The sequence below is a fragment of the Sphingomonas benefaciens genome, assembly GCF_052907485.1.
This window is the reverse complement of the sequence record NZ_JBREIC010000004.1, coordinates 1-21,221: the sequence shown is the minus strand read 5'-3', so window position 1 is coordinate 21,221 and position 21,221 is coordinate 1. Positions and strand designations below refer to the sequence as shown.

Sequence of the window (21,221 nt, the reverse complement as noted above, 5' to 3'; positions counted from 1 at the left end):
GGGATATGGTCAGCGTACCGCCATTGGTTGCCGGAATCGAGCTGGGGGGTACCAAGATCGTCTGCCTGCTCGCGCGCGGCCCGGATGCCATCGAGGATCGGGTTCAGCTGCCGACGGAACGCCCCGTCCAGACGCTGGCGGCTGTTGAGCGTGTGCTCGACGGCTGGGGCCGTTTCGACGCGCTCGGCATCGCCAGCTTCGGCCCCGTTTCGATCGACCGCGACGCCGCCGATTATGGCCACATCACCTCGACGCCCAAGCCCCATTGGGCAGGCACCGACGTCGCGGGCCGGCTTGCGCGCCGGTACGACGTTCCGACCGGCTTCCACACCGATGTCGTCGGGGCGGCGCTGGCGGAGGCGAAATGGGGCGCCGCCAAGGGTTTGCGCGACGTGGCCTATGCCACGGTCGGCACCGGTATCGGCGTGGGCCTGATCGCCGGCGGCAGACCCGTCGATGGGCTGACCCATTCCGAATTTGGCCACATCCGGCCTGCCCGGCTCGAGGGCGACGACTGGCTCGGCCTCTGTCCGTTCCACGGCAGCTGTCTGGAAGGGCTGGCTGCCGGCCCGGCAATCGGCGCCCGCGCCGGCTGCAAGGGTGAGGATATCGCTGCCAACGATCCCGTGTGGGAGCCCGTCGCGCATGTCCTGGGTCAGCTCTGCCACACGCTGGTCCTGACCGGCGTGCCGCGTCGGATCGTCATGGGCGGCGGCGTCATGGTCGGCAATGATCATCTCTTCCCACGCGTCCGGGCCGCCATGGTCAAGAGCCTGGCCGGCTATATCGCGCTGCCCGAGATTGCCGAAGACTCGTTCATCGTGCCGCCCACGCTCGGCAGCAACGCTGGGCCGCTCGGCGCGGTCGTGCTTGGCACCCAGGCGCTGGAGAACCGGCTGAAGGCGTTTACAGCCTTTTAACCGTGTCCGCTTACCTCCTCGGTCGAGCGATCGAGGGAATGCGCCTGATATGACTGCCTTGCCACCGCGGAACCTGCGCCAGCGGCTGCTGATCGTCGACGACGAACCGGCGATGCACGAAAGCTACGCGCGCAGCTTCGCCAAGGCAGACGGTGCCGCCGCACTCGGTTCGATGGCGGCGGAGCTGTTCGGGGATGCAGCGGACGTCGTCGCGGAAGATACGCCCGATTTCGATCTGACCTATCATCATCAAGGCCTCGACGCGGTCGCCGCGGTGGAAGCCGCGCTGGCGGCGGGCGATCCTTACGCCGTTGCCTTCATCGACGTGCGCATGCCGCCGGGGATCGACGGCCGCGAAACCGCACGGCGGATTCGCGCCCTTGATCCGGACATCAATCTCGTCATTGTGACCGGCTTCTCGGACTTTTCGCCGATCGAGATCAGCAAGGTCGCCGGCCCCGCCGACAAGATCTTCTATATCGCTAAGCCCTTTGAGGTTGCGGAGGTCGTACAGACCGCGACCGCGCTCGCCCGCCGCTGGGAGGTCGACCGCGAGCTCGCCGCCGCGCGCGCGCTGCTCGCGCGACAGGTCGTCCAGCTCGAAGAGCAGAGCGCGGAACTCGCCGCCAATGAAAGCCGTGCGATCCATATCGCGACGCACGATTCGCTGACCGACGCGCCGAACCGGCTCGCATTCCTGCGTGCGCTCGCCGACCGGGCCAAGCGCGATGGCCTGTTCGCCACCGCGATGCTCGACCTCGACCGATTCAAATTGGTCAACGACACGCTCGGCCATCTCGCCGGCGACGCCCTGATCCGCGAGATCTGCACGATACTTCATACCAACGCGCCGGAGGGCGCGATTGTCGCGCGGCTTGGCGGAGATGAATTCGGCGTGCTGTTCGACACGCCCGGGGTCGAGGCGGCGATCATGGCCTGCGACCGGATCGTCGTCGCCTGTTCGGGGACGCATCAGGTGTTCGGCAATTCGGTGCAGAGCGGCGCGTCCGCCGGTATCGTCGTCGTCGAGGGCGCCGGCTGTGATCCGATCGACGCGCTACGCCGCGCTGATCTGGCGCTGAACGATGCCAAGCGTAGTGGCCGCGGCGTCACGCGCCTGTTCGACGAGAGCATGGACGAGGGCATCCGCTTCCGTCGACGGGTCGAGGCCGGTCTTGGCCAGGCGATCGCGCGTGAGGAGCTCAGTCTCGCCTATCAGCCGATCGTCAGCCGCGATGCGCTGGAGGTGCTCGGCTTCGAGGCGCTCGTGCGCTGGAATACGGCCGAATATGGCCCGATCAGCCCCGCGATCTTCATCCCGATCGCCGAGGAATCCAATGTCATCCACGAATTGGGCGACTGGATACTCGATCAGGCACTGGAGATGCTGAAGCGTTTCCCCGGTCAGTACGTCTCCGTCAATTTCTCGCCGCGCCAGTTCCGCCGTCACAATTTCGTCGGGCACATCATGGAAAGCGTCGAGCGCGCCGGGGTTGTACCCAGTCGCGTCCAGATCGAGATCACCGAAACCGCGATCTTCGACGATGCCGAACGGGCGGCGGAAACGCTGTACAGGCTGCGCCAAATGGGCTTCCGCATCGCGCTCGACGATTTCGGGACGGGCTATTCGAGCCTCTACAACATCCGAAAGTTCGCGCTGGATAGCCTGAAGATCGACCGCAGCTTCATCGACGGCATGGGCCGCGAGCGCGAAAGCGCCGCGATCGTCCACTCGATCATCCACCTGGGCCGTGCGCTCGGCCTTGAGGTGATCGCCGAGGGGGTCGAGACGGAGGCGCAGGTTCAAGCGCTGCGCATCGCCGGCGCCAGCCATCTGCAGGGCTATTTCTTCTCGCGGCCGGTATCCGCCGAGCAGGCGCTCGCGCTGGCCGAGCTGCGCTACCTGGGTGGCCAGGCGGCGGCCGACGAGCCGAGTTTCGGAACCCACGGCTGATGCGCATGCTGCGCGGGCGGTACGGCTTCGGCCCTGCGTCCCTGGGCGGCAAGCTGGTGTTGATCCTGACGGTCGTCGGCCTCGCCGGCGCCCTTGGCATCACGCTGTTGCTCGCCGGGATCATCACGCCGAGCTTCAACAGTCTGGAGACCAAGGCGGTCGACGGTCACGTCGAGCGCACGCGCGCCGCGCTGGGCGACTACGCCAGCAAGGTCGAGAATGCGGTCCGCGACTATGGTGACTGGACGCAGAGCTACGAGTACATGGCGCAGCCGAGCGCTGCTTTCGAGCGCGACAGCTTCTCGCCGCTGGCGATGAACAATCTCGGTGTGCAGGGCATGGCCTATGTCGGCCTCGACGGACGCATCCAGATCGCACGTTGGCTCGACCAGGGCAGCGGGCACGAACGGCCCGACCTGCGCGCGGCGATGATCGCGATGATCCGGCGCAGCGATCTCGCGCGCGTCGTCAACAAGGGCAATTCGGGGCATTTCTATGCGCGGCTGGGGCCGGTCGTCGCCGCGGTCGGCGTGGCGCAGGTCCGCCGATCCGACGGCACCGGCACCCCGCGCGGCTATGTGCTGATGGCGCGCCAGATCACCTCTGGTCAGATCGCCGATCAATTGCGCCTCGACGCCCATATCGACCTGTCGCCGCACGGCGATCATGAGATCGCGACGCCGGGACCGACGACGGTGCAGATTTCGGTGCCGATGCGCGGCGCCGACGGTCATGCGGTGGCGACCACGCGCTTCCGGGTGGTGCGCGACGTCTCGCTGCTGGGCCGGCGCATGCTGCTGCTCGCCGTCGCGGGATCGACGCTGCTCCTCCTCATCGTCCTGCTGGTGCTGCGCCGCGCCCTGGCCCGGCTGGTCCTCGCGCCGCTGCTGCGCGTCGAACGGCATATGCAGCGGGTGCGGGCCTCCGGATCGATGGCGCTGTTCGAGGATGACGGCCGCCGCGACGAGTTCGGGTCACTCGGCCGCAGCCTCAATGCGATGCTGTCGCAGCTCAAGGCGATGCGCGAGCAGATCGAGGTGCAGAGCTTCGCATTGGGCCGGTCGGAAAGCGCCGTCGCCGTGATGCACAATGTCCGAAACGCGCTGAACCCGATCAGCACGATCCTCAGTCAAGGGATCGCCCAGGCGCCGCCGATCGACCGGTCGATGGTCGAACGTGCATTGGGCGAGCTCGCCCGCGACGACCTGCCGGCGGCGCGGCGGGAGAAGCTGGTCGCGTTCGTCACCGCGGCCTTCGCGGCGGAGGGCGGCGCGCGCGACACGATGCGCGGCGAACTGCAGGTCGGTCGCGAAGCGATGGCGCATGTTCTGGAGATCATCGGCCAGCAACAGAAGCAGGCGCACGAGCGCCCGACGCTCGAAATCTGCGATCTGAGCGAGATCGTCGCCCGCAACGCCACGATCGCCCGCTACGCACAGGGCGCGTCGATCGCCTTCAGCTTCCCCGCGGAGCCACATTATGCACTCGCCAGCCGCGTCATCCTCAGCCAGGTGATTGGAAACCTGCTCGGCAATGCCGCCGAGGCGATTGCGGCGAGCGGGCGTGACAGCGGCTCGATCAATGTAACGATCGTCGAAGGGCAGGCTGGTGTCGTCCTTGCCATTCGCGACGACGGCGAGGGGTTCGATGCGGAAACCGGCGCGACCCTGTTCCAGCGTGGCTTCTCGACGCGCGCGCACAAGTCGGGGGGGCTAGGCCTCCATTGGTGCGCCAATTCGATGACCGCCATGGAAGGCGCGCTGCGCCTCGAAAGCGAGGGCAGGGGGCGTGGCGCCGCCGCCATCCTCACCCTCAAGGCCGCTCCCAGTACTCCCATCGCCGCCGCGGCCTGATAGGCCCTGGGCCTAGGCCGCGCGCTCGCGTCCCGGTTCGACCGTCTCAACCAGATAGGGCGCCACGACGCCGCGCAGGCGGTACCAAATTTGCCGTTCCACCGGCAGCATTGCAAAAGCGCCGATCGTTCCGCGACACGTCGCCGCTCCGCAGCGGCACTCCATCGACCACTCGGGGTCGTCGAGAGTGGTCGAATAATCCCAGCAAATCTCGTCGTTCGGCGCGATCGGCGTTAGCGCGACCAGGACGACGCCTTCGCGTTCGAAGCGCAATCCGGCGTTGGGCGCGCAGCTGTGGTTGATCAGATCGTCGATCCGGCCGGATGGCCCCATGTATCGGTCACGCGCGATCTGCAGGAACCGGTCGCGTGCGCCGTTCAACGCGCGTGGTACCCGCGACGCGGCGACGCGGCGGCCGGTGAAGCGGGTCAGTTCCTCGCCCTCGGCAAAGGCGCGGGCGGCGAAAACCGCCTTGCCCACGTGGGTCGTGCCGATCGTGAAGGGGTTTGCTGGCACATAGGCATCGAGCAATTTCTGCCCGCGGGAGCGCACGCTGAGTGCCTGCCGCGGATCGATCGTATCGAGGCCGACCATCACCCACACGCTGGCATGGCAGGTCAATTCTACCAGGATATAGGCATAGCCGCCGATGCCGAGGCCATGGGTGCGCACCGCGACGACCAGCGTCGCCAAATCGCCCAGCGTCCACAATCCCCAAGCGGGGGACCGTTCCCGCGCGCGGTCCTCCACTACGCTCGCCCAGGTCGGCCAGAAGCCGAGCGGCACCGCCGCGACGACCAGCATGTGGGCCCAGAACGTCTCTTGCAGCGGCAGCCACAACACGACGGCGGCCAGGCTTGCCGCCATACAAATCGCCTCAGTCGGCGAGGGACGGGTCCAGCGCGACCGTTGCCACATGGCCAAGGTGATGATGATGCAGGCGACCGCCGAAAAGATGAAGACCAGCCCCTGCGGCTTGCCCGGGTTGACCGCGAGATAGGTCGCCGCCTCGACACCCGTCGCCACCGCCCAGATCAGCCACGAGGCGCGGCTCGGCTCGACCAGATGGCGTCGCAGCCCGGCAAGGTAGAGGCAATACCCGGCCAGGCTCAGCACCATCGCGACGATGAACCACGGCTCGACTGTCATCCCCCACCTTCAACGTGTGAAGGTTGCGTAAACGAGCGCGGTGAATCCGTCGAGTGGCGTCAGAGCGGCAGGCTGGCCTGGCGCGGTTCGGTTTCCGCGTCGCGGTCGCCGTCGCGCAGGATGCCGGACAGCGTCAGGCCCAGCAGCCGGATTCCCTCCGCGACCGGCAGTTGCGCGTCGAGCAACTCGCCGCCGATCGCCAGGAATGCCGCCCTGTCACGCACCGGCTGGTTGAGCGACCGGGCGCGCGTGATGGTGTGGAAATCCGCCCGGCGCAGCTTCAGCGTGACGGTTCGGCCCTGCGCCCCGGATTTGGCGACCCGCGCCCATGCGGCGTCGGCGATGTGCGACAGTTGCGCGTGCAAGGCGTCGCGGTCGGTCAGGTTGGTGTCGAACGTGCGCTCCGCTCCGATCGACTTGGACGGACGGTTAGATCGCACCGGCCGATCGTCGACGCCGCGCGCCGCGCGGTACAGATAGTCGGCGTAGGAGCCGAAATGCGCCTGCAGGAACGCCAGCGGCCGATCGCGCAGATCGGCACCGGTGACGATACCCAGCCGCTCCATCTTCTGCGCGGTGACCGGGCCGACGCCGTGGAAGCGCTTAACCGGCAATCCCGCGACGAACGCCGCGCCCTTGTGCGGCGGGATGACGCACAAGCCGTCCGGCTTGTTCTGATCGGATGCGAGCTTGGCGATGAACTTGTTGTAGCTGACCCCGGCCGAGGCCGTCAGCCCGGTGTCGGCGCGGATGCGGGCGCGGATCTCCTCGGCGATCGCACGCGCCGTACCGCGGCCCAGCCGGTCGTCGGTGACGTCGAGATAGGCCTCGTCCAGCGAAAGCGGCTCGATCAGGTCAGTATAGTCGGCGAAGATCGCTCGGATCTGCAACGATACCGCGCGATAGACCTCGAAGCGGGGCTTCACGAAGACAAGATCGGGGCAGCGTCGCATCGCGGTTGCCGACGGCATTGCCGATCGCACCCCGAACACCCGCGCTTCGTAACTTGCCGCGGCGACCACCCCCCGCGCCCGCGATCCGCCGACCGCCACCGGCCGGCCACGCAGGTCCGGGTCATCGCGCTGCTCCACCGATGCATAGAAGGCATCCATGTCAACGTGGATTATCTTGCGCTGAATCGGCGGCGGGGCGGCATCGTCGGCCATGATCCCGTTTCGTTCCAATCGCGCGGCAGATCAAGGCGGCGGCCGTCCTGACGTGCTAAATTCCTGCCATGACGGACAATCGCACAGCGCCGGGGCGCACGGCCCTGATCATCATCGACATGGTCAACGCACTCGCCTTCGAGGGAGGGGATGCGTTGCGCGACACTGGCGAGGCGGCGGTCCGCCCAATTCTGGCCCTTCGCGACGCGGCGGACGCGGCGGGGGTGCCGGTCATCTACGTCAACGACAACAACGGCCAATGGCATTCAGAGCGTGATCGGCTGATCGAGGCGGCGCTGGCGCAGACCGATGCGCCGGGCCGACATCTGACCGAGGCGCTTCGTCCGCGGCACGACGACTATTTCATCATCAAGCCGCAATTTTCGGGCTTCTACGCCACCAATCTTCCGGTTCTGCTGCCGCAGCTGGGGGTCAGTCGCCTGGTGCTGACCGGCATCGCCGCGGACATCTGTGTCCTGTTCACCGCGGCCGACGCGCACATGCGCGACTATGAATTGTGGGTGCCGGGCGATGCGGTCGCGGGCGAGGATGCCGAGCGGACGCGCTGGGCGCTGGAGATCATGCACAATGCCATGCAAGCCGATGTCCGTCCGACGGACCAAGTCTCGCTCGACGACTGGATCGCCGCCGATGCGGCGGACGATCCATCGGCGATGTCGTAAAAAATGGTCGGGAAGAGAGGATTCGAACCTCCGGCCCCTGCCTCCCGAAGACAGTGCTCTACCAGGCTGAGCTACTCCCCGACGGAGCCCGGTCGTCAGCTTTCGGGAGCCGACCGGATCGCTTGGAGGCGCGCCTATACGCAGGCTTTTTTGGGGATGCAAGCGCCGAAGATAGGCTCTTGCGAAATCCCACCCGCCGCCTAGGCATCGACGGTGTGAACCCGGTCGAACTCTGTGCCGCTGCACTGGTCGTGATCAATGTCGTGCTGGTCGCGCGGCGCAGCGTCTGGAACTATCCGGTCGCGCTGGCCGCGGTCGCCATCTACGGCTGGGTGTTCGCCGGCGCGCGTCTCTACAGCGACGCGCTACTGCAAGGGTTCTTCTTCGCCGCCAACCTCTACGGCTGGCGCAATTGGGCGCGCAGCCGCGCCGCTGCGGGCGAGGTGATGGTTGAGCGCCTGTCGGACGGTGCGCGGACCGGCTGGGTCGCGGCGGGCCTGGTCGCCACCCTGTTGTGGGGGACGCTGATGCACCGCTTTACCGACGCCTCCTATCCATGGTGGGACGCGGGGCTGGCGATCACCTCGGTGATCGCACAATGGCTGCAGGCGCGGCGCGCGATCGAAAGCTGGTGGCTGTGGATCGCAGTCGATTGCGGCTCGGTGCCGCTCTACCTGGCCAAGGGGCTATGGGTCACCGCCGCCCTGTACGCGCTGCTGCTGGCGATCGCCGCCGCCGGCCTGATCGAATGGAGCCGGGCGCGCGGTCGGCAGCATATGGTGCCGGCATGAAGCCGCGGTCGATCTGCCTGCACGGGCCGGAGAGCACCGGTAAATCGACACTCGGCGCCCGGCTGGCCCGGCATTTTGATACGTCGCTCGTCGATGAGTTCGGCCGGACCTATTGCGAGCGGTTCGGCACCGACCTGACCATGGCCGACCTGGTCGAGATCGGGAAGGGCCATGATGCCAAGGTCCGCGCGGCACTGGCCGGGCGCAACTTTCCGGTCATCGTCGATACCGACCCGCTGATGACCGCGGTCTGGGCGGACATGATGTTCGGCCGGCGCGATCCCTGGTTCTCGACCTGGAACAACACCGCCGACATCTACCTGCTGTTCGACATCGACCTGCCCTGGGTCGATGACGGCACCCGCATGTTCGGCAGCGCCGCCGAGCGCCAGCGGTTCTTCGACCTGTCGCGCCGCGAACTCGACCGGCGGCGCGTGCGCTGGGCGATGGTCAGCGGTGAGGGGAGCCGGCGGTACCTCAACGCGCTGGAGGCGATCCGCCGGCTGTCCGAGGGTGAGGACGGGCGCGATGCGCCCGTCAGTGAACGATGAGCACGGGCACGCCCTGATCGGGCTGCGGCGTCGGCGCGAGCTTGGTGTTGAGCACCCAGCCGACGTTGTCGTTCTCGTCGGCGACCTCCCACCACAGCCCGTCCTTGTTACCGGTCGGATAGACGATCGTCCCCTGCGGCAGAGTGCGCAGCGTCTTGGCGCTGGCGGAGGCGCTGGCATGGAGCGTCAGCGCCGCCTGCACGGTGAAGGTCTTCGCCGGTGCGGCCTGGGCAGTGCCGGCATCGCCCGGCTTGACCAGGCCGAGGCTAGTGACGAGCTTGCCATAGGCCTGAATGAATGAGAGGGTGATGACCCGGCCGATGTCGGTATTGTCGTAGCCGCCGCCGATGCCGCCCGCCAGGCCGGCGAAGCCGGATGCGCCGAACGACAGGTCCTTCTTGGCGGCATAGCCCTCTTCGGTCGCCAGCGTCTCGGTGGTGCGGACGTTGGTCAGCGAGAGGACGGTGTTCGCCTCGAGCTTCTTGCTCTTGATGCCGCCGAGCAGGCCGCCGATCGTCCCGCCGAGCACCGCGCCGACGCCACCGGCGACGGCATTGCCGCTGACATTGGCATTGGCGTCCTGCACCTCGGCGACCAGCACGTAATCGGCCGCCTTGATCTGACCCTGACCGGTGTTCGAGCCGCGCTGCAGGCCGAGGTCGGTGCCGATCGACCGCTCGCGCTGGGCGGCGCTGAGGCCGCTGCCGCGATCGACGAGGTTGAAGCAGCCCGACCGCTGGACGAGGACCTTGAGCAGCTTGGAGGGCGGCGCCAAGCTCCACTTGGTCCAGGTCGGATCGTCGCCGTCGACGATCGACAGGGTGCCGAGCTTGCGGGCGCAATGCGGCACGTCGCGGGCGGTCTGCTCCTGCAGGCGCTGGCCGCTCGACGGCTTGGCGAGCTTTTGCGCCTCGACCGGCGCGGCCAGGGTGAGGGCCGTGCCGGCGAGCAGCGCCAGTGCGGCGCGCGCGGACTGCAATTGGGTCATCGTCGTCTCCTTCCTCCCGATCGGCGCGCCCCCCGCGCCATTGGTCGATTATCGACATATAGATTGGAAGGAGACACTTTCGTGACGGCGGGGACGGCTGGCGCTCGGCGGGCGAGTGCGCTAGGTCGCGCCGATCATGGCAACCCCGCTCAAGTCCATCCGAAACTTCTCGATCATCGCGCATATCGACCACGGCAAGTCGACGCTGGCCGACCGGCTGATACAAAGGACAGGAGGGCTGTCCGATCGCGAGATGTCGAGCCAGGTCCTCGACAATATGGACATCGAGAAGGAGCGCGGCATCACGATCAAGGCGCAGACCGTGCGCCTGTCGTACACCGCCAAGGACGGCGAGACCTATACGCTCAACCTGATGGACACGCCGGGCCACGTCGACTTCGCCTATGAGGTCAGCCGCAGCCTCGCCGCCTGCGAGGGCGCGCTGCTGGTCGTCGACGCGGCGCAGGGCGTCGAGGCGCAGACGCTCGCCAACGTCTATCAGTCGATCGAGCACGACCATGAGATCGTGCCCGTCATCAACAAGATCGACCTGCCCGCCGCCGAGCCCGAGATGGTCCGCAAGGAAATCGAGGACGTGATCGGCCTCGACGCGTCCGAGGCGGTGCTGGCCAGCGCCAAGTCGGGGATCGGCATCGACGAGATCCTGGAGGCGATCGTCACCAAGATCCCGGCGCCCAAGGGCGATCCGGACGCGCCGCTGAAGGCGATGCTGGTCGACAGCTGGTACGACCCCTATCTCGGCGTCGTCATCCTGGTGCGCGTGATGGACGGCGTGCTGAAGAAGGGGCAGCAGGTCACCTTCATGCAGGCCGGGACGCAGCATCTGGTCGATCGCGTCGGCTGTTTCCGGCCGAAGATCGAGCAGCTGACCGACCTGGGGCCGGGCGAGATCGGCTTCATCACCGCGCAGATCAAGGACGTCGCGCAGGCGCGCGTCGGCGACACGCTGACCGATGCCAAGAAGCCCGCGGCCGAGGCGCTGGCCGGGTTCAAGGAAGTGCAACCGGTCGTGTTCTGCGGGCTTTTTCCCGTCGATGCCAATGACTTCGAGAAGCTTCGTGAGAGCATTTCGAAGCTGCGCCTGAACGACGCCAGCTTCTCGTTCGAGATGGAAACCTCCGCCGCATTGGGCTTCGGCTTCCGCTGCGGCTTTTTGGGGCTATTGCATCTCGAGATCATCCAGGAGCGGCTGACCCGCGAATACGACCTCGACCTGATCACCACCGCGCCGTCGGTGGTCTATCAGATCGAGCTGACCCACGGCGGCGGCCATATCGAGCTGCACAATCCGGCCGACATGCCCGATCCCAACAAGATCGAGAGCATCAGCGAGCCGTGGATCGAGGCGACGATCTACGTCCCCGACGAATATCTCGGCTCGATCCTCAAGCTGTGCCAGGACCGCCGCGGCATCCAGAAGAACCTGACCTATGTCGGCGGCCGGGCGCAGGCGACCTACGAATTGCCGCTCAACGAGGTGGTGTTCGACTTCTACGACCGGCTGAAGTCGCTGTCGAAGGGCTATGCCAGCTTCGACTATCACCAGATCGGCTATCGCGAGGGCGACCTCGTCAAGATGAGCATCCTGGTCAACGAGGAGCCGGTCGATGCGCTGAGCATGATCGTCCACCGCGGCACCGCCGAGGTCCGTGGCCGCGGCATGTGCGAGCGCCTGAAGGAATTGATCCCCAGGCACCTGTTCAAGATCCCGATCCAGGCGGCGATCGGCGGCAAGGTGATCGCGCGCGAGACGATCAGCGCGATGCGCAAGGACGTCACCGCCAAATGCTACGGCGGCGACGCAACACGTAAGCGCAAGCTGCTGGAAAAGCAGAAGAAGGGTAAGCTGAAGATGCGCGAATATGGCAGCGTCAGCATCCCGCAGGAAGCCTTCATCGCCGCGCTGCGCATGGGCGACGAAGGGTAGGATCGATCGACCTTCGCCATAGCAGGCCGCAGTTCGTCATCCCCGCGGAGGCGGGGATCCAGAACCACTGACGTCAGGGTTCTACAAGCAGCCTCCGCGCGTCTGGATCCCCGCCTTCGCGGGAATGACCAAGCGGCGTTTTCAAAGCTTGCGATGCAGAATCTCGATCTTCCCTAGAATAATCGCTCCGGTAGCGGTGGATTTCGGCGGGCGATCCCCGTGCTTTGGGCAGGCATTGACGAGGGCGTAGGCGCTGCGTTGCGCAGAGAGCCCCTTCCGTCAGCGCATTGGCGCTGCCACCTCCCCGCAAGCGGGGAGGAGTTTGAGTGACACGGCAATCCTCCCCGCGTGCGGGGAGGGGGACCGCCGCAGGCGGTGGAGGGGGCCATCCGCAAGCATGGCGCTGCGGGACCAGCCCCATCCATCAGCGTTGAAGCGCTGCCTGCTCTTCGGGAGCGGGAGACATGGGGCTCCCGCTACCGCTCACATATAGTTCTGCGGGTCCGGGCTCGGCATGTTGCAGGCGCGGGTGTGGCCGCGCTTGCAGGCGGCGACCTGTGCGCGCCAGTCGGCCATCGCCATCGCATAGGCCCGCTCGCGATCGGCCTGCAATGCGGCATCAGCCGCTGCGATCCGGCGGTTCATCCGCATCGACGCGCGATAGCGGCGCAGATCGGCCTGATATTCTGCGCTGTTCGCCAGGTTCACCGCGGTGGCGGCGTCCGCCTGCACCTGGGCCTGGGCGGCGGATTGCTGGTTGGCGGCGGCAACCCCCGGGGCGGTCTGCGCGGCGATGGCATTGCTGCGCGCCGAATTGCTGTCGTGACCGGGGTCGTAGGGCAGCGGCGTGCTCGGCTGATCGGCTGGGTTGGAGGTCTGCGTCTGGGCGGCGACGGGGGCGGTCACCAGCAGCGCGCCGAGGATGAGCGTTCGAAACATGGGCGAATACTCCTCGCTGTGATGCGCGGGAGAATGAGTGGAAGCGGGAGTGGTTCCGATCCGGGGTGAACCGAGGCGTTTAGAACCGGGCTTCGGCAAGTACGCGGTAATTGGATCGCTGCATCGTCACGCGGACGCCATGGCCATCCTCCTTTCGCGTAATCCGCGCGATCAACCGCTTCCCCTCAGCCCGCGCACCGAAAGTAAAGCCCGTCGCGGTCGTACAATTGATCGCGAAAACCCGGTTCGCAATCGGCCGTGCGACGCTGATCGCCCGGAGCGATTCGGCTTCGGTGATGCGCAGTTCCGCCGCTTCCCTTGCGGAAGGACCGGCTGAAGCGACCATCGCCGCAACCCATGCCAGCATCAGGAATCCCCCGCGCCGAATGAACTCTTCGAATGCTATATAGCTGGCGTCAGGGCGTTCCTCTTTAAGCGAGCCGGCGTTTCCCAGCCGAGGGTCGTGACGGTCGACGGCACGCCTGGGTCCGTGGTGATGGGATTATTCACGGGACGGTGGAGCTGTCCCGGCAACGCGGACGCCTCACGACCCTTGCCCGCGCATGCTGTCCGATCCTCAGCTCCGGCGTGGTGCTCGTTTGCGGGGGCGAGAGGGCGAGACAGAGGCCGCGGCGGCATCGACCCGCTGCAATGCCGCATCGTCGCCAAGCAACTGCCATTCCGGTTCGCCGGGAACGAACGGCGGGGGACCGTCCTCGACGCCGCCTTCCATCTCGCCGATCAGGGTCTCGCCGACGTCGCCGGTGGATACATAGGGCACGTCCGTATCCTCCTCCGGCAGCGTCTCGCTCACCCTCCGGGCATTGTCGGCGAGGGCGGCGAGGATGGCCTGTTGCGCAGCGGCATCGAGCGGGATGCCGGAAAGGCGGCGAGCGCCTCGCTTTGCGCGTCGGCCAGTTCGGCCGCGCTGGGCGTGGTGGTAACGCTGGCTTCGGCGGCGGCGGCGGCGCTGCCATCGGCGGCCGACGCGCTGGCCTTGGCGCTGATGTGGCGGATCAGGTGGCGTGGTTCGGCGGCACTGGCGCCGTAATGGCGCAGAACGAACATCAGCAGCCGGTCGTTCTTGCGGCGGCGATAGCCCATCAGCCGGCCGCCCGCGAAGACGGGTTCGAGCTGACCGTTGATCGCACGATCGAACGCCTCGTCCTTCAATCGCTGGACGCCCAGGCCGAGCGCGGCCTCCCAGGCGGCGCGGAACGGCGCGGCCTGCGGATGGCGGCGCAGCGCATAGGCGCTTTCCGGCGACATGTTGACCATGTTGGCGGCGGTGCGGACCGATCCCGTGTCAGCCAGCGCCTCGATGAAGGCGCGCTGGCGCTCGGCGGTCCAGCCGTCATGGCGCGGTATCGCGCGCGGCACGGGGGTGAAGGGAAGAGCATGGCGCTCGGCGGGCGGGGTGGGGGTGAGGTTCTTCATGATGAACATGAAGTACCAAATAGGTTCGTTGTAGGACAGCGCTAATCATGGCGCGTAGCGCTTGCCCAGCCGGTGGCAGGGAAAATGCCCTTTGATCCGTTCGTTGAAGAAGTTGCCGGCGGAGGGCGCTTTCGCCAGTGCGTCGTAGATGGCGCGCGGAACCTGCTCGTAGAGATATTCGCGGCGGTTGCGGAAGCGAATCGCCAGCGTGTCCGCCTCGTCATCGTGGCGAATCCGCTCGATCAGCGCCGAATCGAGGCGACGGGCACGTTCCATGCCCGCGGAATCGACGAGCGACTCACCGGTTCCCGGCGAGTCGCTCGATCGAATCGGGGGTGCGGCGAACCGATCAGCCGTTGCGCTTTGGGCGGAAGGGCTTGGCCGTATGTCGTGCCGCGCCCCCATGGCCGCGTGCCGGACTGTTGCCGCCGCTGCGCGGCGGGCGGGCGGCATTGTCGCCGCGGCGCTGCGTCGCCTCGCGCGGATTGCCGCTGAAGGGCGCGATCGTCAGGCTGCCCTCGTCGCTTTCCGGATTGGCGGTGCGGCGGACGCTGGCGAGGAAGCGATCGGCGACGCCGCGCGGCAGCTCGAACAGCGTGTCGTTCGGATTGATGCGGATCGCGCCGATTTCCGCCTTGGTGACATGGCCGCGGCGGCAGATCAGCGGCAGCAGCCAGCGCGGATCGGCATTCTGGCGGCGGCCGATGTCCATGCGGAACCAGACTGTGTCCTCGAAGCCGGGGCGGGGGCCACGGTCGCGCGCGGTCTGCGGCGCGGTGTCGGCGTCGAGCAGCTCCTCGGCCTGCGGCAGGCTGGCGCGGTGGGCGTGGACCAGCGCGGCGGCGATATCCTCCGGCGACTTCTCGGCGATCAGGCGCTGGGCCAGCTCGCGATCCTCGTCGTCGACCTCGACCGGGGCGAGCAGGGCGGTGAGCAGCCGCTCGCGATCGGCGGACCGGATGTCGGCGGCGCTGGGCGCCGGGATCCATTCGACCGGGATCCGCGCCTGCCGCAACATCATGTCGACACGTCGACGGCGCGGATAGGGGACGATGAGCACGGCCGTGCCCTTCTTGCCGGCGCGGCCGGTGCGGCCCGACCGGTGCTGCAACGTCTCGGCGTCGCGCGGCAGTTCGACATGGACGACGAGCGTCAGGCTGGGCAGGTCGATGCCGCGCGCGGCGACGTCGGTGGCGACGCAGACGCGGGCGCGGCGATCGCGCAACGCCTGCAGCGCGGCGTTGCGCTCCGACTGCGAATGCTCGCCCGACAGCGCCACGGCGGCAAAGCCGCGCTCGAGCAGGCTGGCGTGGAGGTGGCGGACGTTGTCGCGCGTCGCACAGAACAGGATCGCCGTCTCCGCCTCGTGATAGCGGAGCAGGTTGATCACCGCATGCTCGATGTCGGCGGGCGCGACGGTGACCGCCTGATAGGCGATGTCGCCATGGCCGCGCTCTTCCGACGCGGTCTCGATGCGCAGCGCGTCATGCTGATAGCGGCGGGCGAGCGCGACGATCGGCTTGGGCATCGTCGCGGAGAAGAGCAACGTGCGGCGAGTGTCGGGCGTGCCGTCGAGGATCTGCTCGAGATCCTCGCGGAAGCCCATGTCGAGCATCTCGTCCGCCTCGTCCAAAACGACCGCGCGCAGCGACGACAGGTCGAGCGCGCCGCGCTCCAGGTGATCGCGGAGACGGCCGGGGGTGCCGACGACGATATGCGCGCCGTGGTTGAGGTTGCGGCGTTCCTTGGACGGATCCATGCCGCCGACGCAGGTCGCGATGCGCGCATGCGCGCCGGCGTACAGCCACTGCAATTCCCGACTGACCTGCAGCGCGAGCTCGCGCGTCGGCGCGATGGCGAGCGCGAGCGGCGCGCCGGCCGGGGGCAGGTCGCCGTCGCCGAGCAATTCGCCGGCAAAGGCGAGGCCGAAGGCGACGGTCTTGCCCGAGCCGGTCTGCGCCGAGACGATCAGGTCGCGGCCCGCGGCTTCCGGCTGGATGACGGCGGCCTGGACCGCGGTGGGGGCTTCGTAACCGCGCGCGACGAGCGCCTCGGCGAGCACCGGGGGGAGGGAGGAAAAGGGCATGAGGGTAACCTAAATGGGGGCGCGCGCCTTAGCGGCAAGTGCGCGGGAAGGAAAGGGAAGGGTGTTTGCGCGCGGCAATATCCCGGCAATGTGGCGGTGGCAGGGCGGCGACATGACGCCATCCCCGCCTCCTTTTGAACGGCTGATCCGCGAGGCGGAGGCCGCGCGCGACCAGGCTGGTTCCGAACCGCTGGCGCGAGCCTTCGCACAACTTGCCGCCGCTTATGCGCTGGCGGCGGGCGAAGGCACGCGGCCGTCGCGGTCGCCGACGCGGCCTTAGCCTGTCGCGGCCTTGCGCTACAGTTCTTGAGCCGCCGCCCAGCCGCTCGCCCAGGCCCATTGAAAATTGTAGCCGCCGAGCCAGCCGGTGACGTCGACCGCCTCGCCGATCGCATGCAGGCCGGGCACGCGCCGCGCCTCCAGCGTTTGCGACGACAGATCGGCGGTGCTGATCCCGCCGACCGTCACCTCCGCCTTCGCGAAGCCTTCGGTCCCGTCGGGATGGAAGGCCCAGGCGGCGAGGCGGCGCTCCGCCTCTTCCAGCCTGCGGTCGGGCGTGTTGGCGAGCTCCGCCGGCAGCGCCAGGCGTTCGGCGAGCGTCTCGGCGAGCCGGTCCGGCAGGGCGATGGCGAGCTGCCGGCGCACGGTGGTGCGCGGCTGCGCGCGCTTGGCGGCACGCAGCCAGCCGCGGTCGGCGTCAGGCAGGAAATCGACGCGGATCGGCTCGCGCGACCGCCAATAGCTCGATGCCTGCAGGATGGCCGGGCCGGACAGGCCGCGGTGGGTGAACAGCGCCGCCTCGCGGAACGCGGCGCGGCCGGCCTCGACGACGACCTCTGCCGCGACGCCCGACAGGCTGCGGAACAGCGCCTCGTCCGCTCCGAGCGTCAGCGGCACGAGCGCGGGGCGGGGCTCGATGACCTTCAGCCCGAACCGACGGGCGAGGTCATAGGCAAAGCCGGTCGCACCGAGCTTCGGGATCGACGGCCCGCCGGTGGCGATGACGAGCCGCGGCGCGCCGACGGTGCGCGCGGGCAGCGAGACGCGAAACGCGTTGCCGTCGTGATCGACCGCGGCGATCGGGCTGGACAGCGCCAGCTCGACGCCGCCGATCTCGCACTCGCCGGCCAGCATCGCGACGATCTGCCGCGCCGAGCCGTCGCAGAACAACTGGCCCAGCGTCTTTTCGTGCCAGGCGATGCCGTGGCGTTCGACCAGGGACAGGAAGTCGGCGGGCGTGTAGCGGCCGAGCGCCGATTTGGCGAAATGAGGATTGGCCGACAGGAAGCGGTCCGGCGCGGTGCCGATGTTGGTGAAGTTGCAGCGGCCGCCGCCGGAGATCAGGATCTTCTTGCCCGGCGCATCGGCATGGTCGACCAGTAGCACCCGTCGGCCGCGCTGGCCGGCGGTGGCGGCGCACATCAGCCCGGCGGCGCCGGCGCCGAGGATGATCGCGTCATAGAGGTCGTGGGCCATGGCGCGGGCGCCTAGCCGATACCCGGTCGCCGCGACAGGGGCGATGGTCCGAGGCAGCGGCGGGGTTTCGGGTCGGGCAAGCCGCTGCCCTTGCCGATCGCATCGGAAATCGCGAAGGCGGAGGGATCTGGGAGGATGATGTGATGCGGCTGAGATCGTTGCTGTTCGTGCCGGGCGATCGGCCCGAGCGATTCGCCAAGGCGGCGGCGAGCAGTGCCGATGCGATCATCCTCGACCTCGAGGATTCGGTCATCGCTGCGGCCAAGCCGGCGGCGCGCGAGGCGGTGGCGCGCTATCTGGCGTCGCCCGCGGACGGCGTCCTTCGCTTCGTGCGGATCAACCCGCCGACGGAAGGGTTACTCGATGCCGATCTGGCGGTGGCGCGGGCGGCGGACGGCGTGATGCTGCCCAAGGCGGAAGGTGCGGCCGATGTCGCGCGGCTTGCCGCGGCCCTGCCACCGCGGCCACTGCCGATCCTGCCGGTGGCGACCGAAACTCCGACGGCGGTGTTCGCCCTCGGCGGCTATCGTGCGGTGGCGGATAAGCTCGCCGGGCTGACCTGGGGCGCGGAGGATCTGCCCGCGGCGATCGGCGCGGCCAGCGCGCGCGAGGCGGACGGACGTTATACTGCGCCTTATGAGATGGTGCGATCGCTGGCGCTGTTCGGCGCCCATGCCGCCGGCGTCGCGGCGATCGAGACGGTGTATCCGGCGATCCGCGACGAGGCGGGACTGGCCGCCTATGCGGCGCGCGGCGCGCGCGACGGTTTCACCGGCATGATGGCGATCCACCCGGCGCAGGTTGCGACGATCAATGCCGCCTTCACGCCCTCCGCCGAGCAGCTTGCCGCAGCCCGCGCGATCGTCGAGGCCTTCGCCACCAATCCGGGGGCGGGGGCGCTGCAGGTCGACGGGCGCATGGTCGATGCGCCGCATCTCAAACAGGCGCAGGCGCTGCTGGCGCGGGCAGGTTAGCAGGGGCGGCCGGTCATACGACCGCCCCATGAGCCGCTTAGCGGCAGCGGACGTTGCCGCGATCGACCGAACGGCCGAGCAGCGCGCCGCCACCAGCGCCGAGCAGCGTGCCGAGGGTACCGCCACCGACGAGATTGCCGAGAACGCCGCCGCCGACCGCGCCGACCACCAGGCCCGTCGTGCCGTCATTGCGGCGGCAATAGGTGCGCCCGTCCTGGCCACGATAAATACGGTCGTTGCGGCCGAGGCGACGCTCGCGGTAATTGCCGTTGCGATAGTGATCGGCGGGGTTCCAGTCGCCGTCGCGATCGCCGTTCCAGCTGTAATCGCGATCGTCGTGGCGCTGCGCCTGCGCGCTGTCGATCGTCACCGGGGCCGTCAGCGTCACCACCGCCAGCGCGGCAAGCAGACCATTCTTCATCGTGCGTCTCCTAATAAGGCGTTGGCACAACCGGTTGCGGCCGAGTTGGTTGCGGAGGCGAATGGGACGCAAAGTGGCGCGGGTCGTTCAGCGCGTCTTGACGAGCCAGGGTTTGACCCGGCCGCTGGGGTGCGGCGTGCCGCTCAGCCGCTCGACGCGCGTCACCGTCACCGGCTTCAGCAACAGCTGCCCACCCATGCCGCCGCCGGTCGGCAGCGCCAGGATGCGACGGACCACCGGCATGCCAGCGACGACATGGCCAAAGGCAGCATAACCGGGCGAGGTGGCGGTCGCATCCATGCTCGGCATGGCGCCGACGGTGATGAAGAAATTGCCGCCGGCGGAGCTGGGATCGCCCCGTCGCGCCATCGAGATCGTGCCGTCGACGTGCCGCAACCCGGTCTGGCGCGTGGTTTCGAGCGGGAAGGGCGGCAGGATGCGGCGCGCATCGGTGCGAATGCCGCCCTGGACGAACCCGTAATTCGGGGCGAGCCGGCTGCGCGCACTGCGGTAGAAACTGGCACCGTTGAACCGGCCGTCATCGACATAGGCGAGGAAGTTGGCGACGGTCGCTGGCGCGCGCTTCGCCTCCAGCAGCAAGGTGATCGCGCCAAGCGACGTGACGATGCGAACACGCACCTGGGCCGGCTCACGCGCAGCGGGAGCGCGGGCCGGCGACGGCGCCGTTATGGTTGCGGTGGCGAGGATCGCGGAGGCGAGAAGGGCGGGTCGGGTCATGGATGCCGGCTAGGCGGGGAAGCCGGGACAGTGCAAGCGCGACGCCAATTCCTATCGATTGCGTGGAACAAAAGCACGATTGCATTTTTCGCACTTGATCGTATACGTGCTGCGGTGCACAAGGATCGGGCCTTTCAGGCATCCTCTCCTAAAAACTTCATGGCCGGTCGTTGACCGGCCTTTTTTTTGCGCTTACGCCCTTCCAGCCCAGGCCGCACCGTCTGAAAAGGATAAACGGAGCGGATGTCGCCGGTCAGACCGGCACGCGGTACGGTTGGGGCGCGGGGGATGATGCGCCGACGGACGCTGCTCTCCCCCGCCTTCTTCTCCATCGTTGCGACTCGCGGACGCCCACCTGATGGGCGTTCGTCATCGGTCACACTCGAGATAACGACCGACGCGTAGGATATGCACGCCGCTGCCGATCCATTTACCGATACCGGGCTCGGCATGGCTCGGTGATGGCACCGGCAGCGAGGCGAGGTACGATTGACCCGCATAATCGCGCGGCACGATCGACCCGATACCGACTGGCCATTCGCGACCGCTGTGCCGACGCCTTCTCGTCGGCATCACGCCCCGGTCTTACGGCGCCGCCGCGAGTTGCCGATACGCTCACTCTTACCGGCGGCGCGACATGGATCGCGTACCGAGGTCGTGAACGGGGTCCGTGAGCCTAGGTGGAGCGAAGCGCATCCCCAAACCACTCATGCGGGGGCAGGGGGTCTTCTCCATGAGCTGACGGTGCCGTCTCAGCAGTCCGAAAGGTGCAACCGAATGGGGAAGGCGGCGTTGTGGGATGAGGTCGTCGACGAACGGCCCCGCCAGGGCCCATGCGCGGCCCGCCAGGCAACTTTTTTGGCCGGCTGCCAAAAAAGTGCAATTTTCCTGTTGACCGTTCGGAGCGACCCTCCTAGATGGGTGTCACCGCAGCGGTGGCCGACACGGTCGCCGAGGCAGTCACAAAAAATCTGGCGCGCTGACCGCCCCGAGAAAAAGGGGTAAGGGAGCTGTGCCGGTGTTTTTGTCGGCTCTTTGACATTGTAGGTAAGATGAAGGGACATGTGGGCGGCGGCCCCGGGTCTTGGCAACCTCAAGGTGCCAGGTTCTCGGAAAAAGCCAAGCCTATCCTAATGGGTCCCCGTCG

Annotated in this window: 21 protein-coding genes and 1 tRNA gene; 9 read left to right on the top strand and 13 right to left on the bottom strand. The window is 67.8% G+C overall.

Features of this window, described 5'->3' with window-relative positions; translation table 11 throughout:
- Window positions 1–5 precede the first annotated feature (5 nt).
- The 3 genes from ACU5AX_RS13470 to ACU5AX_RS13460 are packed head-to-tail and all read left to right on the top strand — an operon-like array spanning window position 6 to window position 4,727.
- Window positions 6–920, top strand: a complete 915-nt coding sequence (locus ACU5AX_RS13470; RefSeq protein WP_446691360.1) for an ROK family protein — start codon at window positions 6–8, stop codon at window positions 918–920.
- Between the two features lie 49 nt (window positions 921–969).
- Window positions 970–2,874, top strand: a complete 1,905-nt coding sequence (locus ACU5AX_RS13465; protein WP_446691359.1) for a putative bifunctional diguanylate cyclase/phosphodiesterase — start codon at window positions 970–972, stop codon at window positions 2,872–2,874.
- The gene (locus ACU5AX_RS13460) at window positions 2,874–4,727 is read left to right on the top strand and encodes a CHASE4 domain-containing protein (protein WP_446691358.1); all 1,854 of its coding nucleotides are present in this window, start codon (window positions 2,874–2,876) and stop codon (window positions 4,725–4,727) included. The genes ACU5AX_RS13465 and ACU5AX_RS13460 overlap by 1 nt, the downstream gene beginning before the upstream one ends.
- A gap of 12 nt (window positions 4,728–4,739) precedes the next feature.
- Here ACU5AX_RS13460 and ACU5AX_RS13455 read toward each other — a convergent pair whose 3' ends face one another.
- Window positions 4,740–5,876 (bottom strand): SET domain-containing protein, encoded by a 1,137-nt coding sequence (locus ACU5AX_RS13455; protein WP_446691357.1) that lies wholly within the window; start codon window positions 5,874–5,876, stop codon window positions 4,740–4,742.
- A 59-nt stretch (window positions 5,877–5,935) separates the two neighbouring features.
- Window positions 5,936–7,042, bottom strand: coding sequence for a DNA polymerase IV (dinB, locus tag ACU5AX_RS13450; RefSeq protein ID WP_446691356.1), 1,107 nt, complete (start codon window positions 7,040–7,042; stop codon window positions 5,936–5,938).
- A 68-nt stretch (window positions 7,043–7,110) separates the two neighbouring features.
- Here dinB and ACU5AX_RS13445 point away from each other — a divergent pair, with 68 nt between their 5' ends.
- Window positions 7,111–7,725, top strand: coding sequence for a cysteine hydrolase family protein (locus tag ACU5AX_RS13445; RefSeq protein WP_446691355.1), 615 nt, complete (start codon window positions 7,111–7,113; stop codon window positions 7,723–7,725).
- 4 nt (window positions 7,726–7,729) lie between these two features.
- On the opposite strand, the gene ACU5AX_RS13440 is transcribed toward ACU5AX_RS13445, so the two are convergent.
- A tRNA-Pro gene (locus ACU5AX_RS13440) sits at window positions 7,730–7,806 on the bottom strand.
- 98 nt (window positions 7,807–7,904) lie between these two features.
- Here ACU5AX_RS13440 and pnuC point away from each other — a divergent pair.
- Both pnuC and ACU5AX_RS13430 read left to right on the top strand, forming a co-directional pair.
- Entirely contained in the window at window positions 7,905–8,516 is a 612-nt protein-coding gene (pnuC, locus tag ACU5AX_RS13435) for a nicotinamide riboside transporter PnuC (RefSeq protein ID WP_446691354.1), read from the top strand.
- The gene (locus ACU5AX_RS13430) at window positions 8,513–9,067 is read left to right on the top strand and encodes an AAA family ATPase (protein ID WP_446691353.1); all 555 of its coding nucleotides are present in this window, start codon (window positions 8,513–8,515) and stop codon (window positions 9,065–9,067) included. Before pnuC ends, ACU5AX_RS13430 begins: the two co-directional genes overlap by 4 nt.
- Here ACU5AX_RS13430 and ACU5AX_RS13425 read toward each other — a convergent pair.
- Window positions 9,054–10,055, bottom strand: coding sequence for a CsgG/HfaB family protein (locus tag ACU5AX_RS13425; protein ID WP_446691352.1), 1,002 nt, complete (start codon window positions 10,053–10,055; stop codon window positions 9,054–9,056). The genes ACU5AX_RS13430 and ACU5AX_RS13425 overlap by 14 nt on opposite strands.
- A 136-nt stretch (window positions 10,056–10,191) precedes the next feature.
- Here ACU5AX_RS13425 and lepA point away from each other — a divergent pair, with 136 nt between their 5' ends.
- Complete coding sequence (gene lepA / locus ACU5AX_RS13420; protein ID WP_446691351.1) at window positions 10,192–12,003, top strand: translation elongation factor 4; 1,812 nt, start codon at window positions 10,192–10,194, stop codon at window positions 12,001–12,003.
- Window positions 12,004–12,486: 483 nt separating this feature from the next.
- Here the strand turns inward: lepA and ACU5AX_RS13415 are convergent, their stop codons facing one another.
- The 5 genes from ACU5AX_RS13415 to ACU5AX_RS13395 form a co-directional block, all read right to left on the bottom strand.
- A complete protein-coding gene (locus tag ACU5AX_RS13415) occupies window positions 12,487–12,942 on the bottom strand; it encodes a hypothetical protein (protein ID WP_446691350.1) in 456 nt (151 codons plus the stop codon).
- Window positions 12,943–13,519: 577 nt separating this feature from the next.
- Window positions 13,520–13,756 (bottom strand): hypothetical protein, encoded by a 237-nt coding sequence (locus ACU5AX_RS13410; RefSeq protein WP_446691349.1) that lies wholly within the window; start codon window positions 13,754–13,756, stop codon window positions 13,520–13,522.
- The gene (locus ACU5AX_RS13405; RefSeq protein ID WP_446691348.1) at window positions 13,753–14,379 is read right to left on the bottom strand and encodes a hypothetical protein; all 627 of its coding nucleotides are present in this window, start codon (window positions 14,377–14,379) and stop codon (window positions 13,753–13,755) included. The genes ACU5AX_RS13410 and ACU5AX_RS13405 overlap by 4 nt, the downstream gene beginning before the upstream one ends.
- A 45-nt stretch (window positions 14,380–14,424) precedes the next feature.
- A complete protein-coding gene (locus tag ACU5AX_RS13400) occupies window positions 14,425–14,655 on the bottom strand; it encodes a KTSC domain-containing protein (protein WP_446691347.1) in 231 nt (76 codons plus the stop codon).
- Between the two features lie 73 nt (window positions 14,656–14,728).
- Window positions 14,729–16,465, bottom strand: a complete 1,737-nt coding sequence (locus ACU5AX_RS13395; RefSeq protein WP_446691346.1) for a DEAD/DEAH box helicase — start codon at window positions 16,463–16,465, stop codon at window positions 14,729–14,731.
- A 61-nt stretch (window positions 16,466–16,526) separates the two neighbouring features.
- Here ACU5AX_RS13395 and ACU5AX_RS13390 point away from each other — a divergent pair, with 61 nt between their 5' ends.
- Window positions 16,527–16,745 (top strand): hypothetical protein, encoded by a 219-nt coding sequence (locus ACU5AX_RS13390; RefSeq protein WP_446691345.1) that lies wholly within the window; start codon window positions 16,527–16,529, stop codon window positions 16,743–16,745.
- A gap of 17 nt (window positions 16,746–16,762) precedes the next feature.
- On the opposite strand, the gene ACU5AX_RS13385 is transcribed toward ACU5AX_RS13390, so the two are convergent.
- Window positions 16,763–17,941 (bottom strand): BaiN/RdsA family NAD(P)/FAD-dependent oxidoreductase, encoded by a 1,179-nt coding sequence (locus ACU5AX_RS13385; RefSeq protein WP_446691344.1) that lies wholly within the window; start codon window positions 17,939–17,941, stop codon window positions 16,763–16,765.
- Between the two features lie 143 nt (window positions 17,942–18,084).
- On the opposite strand from ACU5AX_RS13385, the gene ACU5AX_RS13380 reads away from it, so the two are divergent.
- On the top strand, window positions 18,085–18,915 hold the full coding sequence (locus tag ACU5AX_RS13380) for an HpcH/HpaI aldolase/citrate lyase family protein (RefSeq protein WP_446691343.1): 831 nt from the start codon (window positions 18,085–18,087) through the stop codon (window positions 18,913–18,915).
- Window positions 18,916–18,952: 37 nt separating this feature from the next.
- Here ACU5AX_RS13380 and ACU5AX_RS13375 read toward each other — a convergent pair whose 3' ends face one another.
- The 3 genes from ACU5AX_RS13375 to ACU5AX_RS13365 form a co-directional block, all read right to left on the bottom strand.
- Window positions 18,953–19,336: a glycine zipper 2TM domain-containing protein gene (locus ACU5AX_RS13375; protein ID WP_198354873.1), complete on the bottom strand. Its 384-nt coding sequence runs from the start codon at window positions 19,334–19,336 to the stop codon at window positions 18,953–18,955.
- An 87-nt stretch (window positions 19,337–19,423) separates the two neighbouring features.
- Window positions 19,424–20,074, bottom strand: coding sequence for a peptidylprolyl isomerase (locus ACU5AX_RS13370; protein ID WP_446691342.1), 651 nt, complete (start codon window positions 20,072–20,074; stop codon window positions 19,424–19,426).
- A 134-nt stretch (window positions 20,075–20,208) separates the two neighbouring features.
- On the bottom strand, window positions 20,209–20,406 hold the full coding sequence (locus ACU5AX_RS13365; protein WP_446691341.1) for a hypothetical protein: 198 nt from the start codon (window positions 20,404–20,406) through the stop codon (window positions 20,209–20,211).
- Window positions 20,407–21,221: the final 815 nt, after the last annotated feature.